Source organism: Streptomyces phytophilus (assembly GCF_013870535.1).
GTDB lineage: Bacteria > Actinomycetota > Actinomycetes > Streptomycetales > Streptomycetaceae > Streptomyces > Streptomyces phytophilus.
Window position 1 is genome coordinate 1 of record NZ_JACBXC010001524.1, and the last position, 1282, is coordinate 1282.

The window sequence follows — 1282 nt, forward strand, 5'->3', positions numbered from 1 at the left end:
ACGGCCCGAAGCCCTACCTCCCCGCCCCCTACGCCTGGGTGCCGCCCACCGGGCCGCGCAACGGCTCCGGCGTCGCGGCGATGATCCTCGGGGTCATCGGCGCCGTGCTCGCGTTCACGCTCCTCCTCAGCCCCCTCGCCGTCATCCTCGGCGGCCTCGCCATCGGCTTCGGCATCGTCACCCTCCGCCGCGTGCGGCGCGGCGAGGCCGGCAACAGAAGGTCCGGGCTGTCGGGGATCTGGCTCGGCGGCGTCGCGGCCGTCGTCGGCATCGGCATGAGCATCCTGCTCGTCGTTCTTGCGGTCGACTTCTTCGCCCCCGTCCGGCCCGAGACGGACAGCGCGGTCGAGGCCGGCGAGACCATCGCGTACGAGGACGGCCTGGAGGTGACCCTCGACGCGCGGCCTATCGGGGGCGACCTGCTCCAGGTGCGCGTCCGGATCGAGAACCGCACCGGCGAGCTGGCGACGCTGGCGAGCAGCGAGGTCAGCGCGTACCCCATCGGCTCCGACGGCGGGAACCTGGAGCAGGCGTTCGGCGACGGGCTGCCGCTGACCCTCGGCGAGGACCGGGTGGCCACGGCCATGTACCACTTCGTCCTGGAGGACGGGTCGGACGAGGTCGAGTTCGAGGTCTCGCCGGGAGGGCCGTACGAGTACGCGTACTGGTGGACGGACCTCGGCGGCCCCGACGACGAACAGCCCGCCTGACGCACCCCTGCGCACTCCCGGCGTACGCCCCCGCGGGCCGCTGTGATCCACGCCACCCCGGAGTTTTCCGCAAAGCTTGTAAGAACTGCGGGCCTCCCTTGTCTCCGCAACTGACAGCCGGTCCGGCAGGACCGGTGCGAGGGGAGACGAGGGAATGAGCGTGATGACTGGTGCGGGGGCGAAGTCCGCGGTGGAGTGGCTGGTGTCGGCGGCGCCCGAGCCCGAGACCTGCCGGTGGGAGTGGGAGCGCAACCCGCTGGGGGTGTCGCTGCTGCCCGCCGGCCGGCTGTGGGACGTGCTGATCCTGCCGGGGGAGCTGGGGCGGCCGACGCTCGACGTGGTCGCCCGGATCACCGACCTGCCGGGACCGGTGCTCACGGACGTGACGGACGAGCGGCTCGGCTTCTTCGTGCCGCCGGGGACCGCCGCGCGGTGGATCGGTACGGGAGTGCGGAGCGCGGGGCGCGGAACGTGGATCGTGGTGCCCTACCCGGGGCGGTCGACGGGCGGGGTGCGGTGGCTGGTGCCGCCGGACGGCAGCGGGCGGCTGACGGATCCGGTGGTGCTGGAGT

2 protein-coding genes are annotated in these 1282 nt (G+C 73.3%); both read left to right on the plus strand.

Translation table 11 applies throughout. The annotated features are described in order from the left end of the window. Positions 1 to 710: DUF4190 domain-containing protein (locus tag H5J30_RS33940; RefSeq protein WP_181791649.1), on the plus strand; the 710-nt coding region annotated here is incomplete at its 5' end. 163 nt (positions 711 to 873) lie between these two features. Then, positions 874 to 1282, plus strand: a 409-nt coding sequence (locus tag H5J30_RS33945) for a hypothetical protein (RefSeq protein ID WP_181791650.1), incomplete at its 3' end; no start/stop codon positions are given.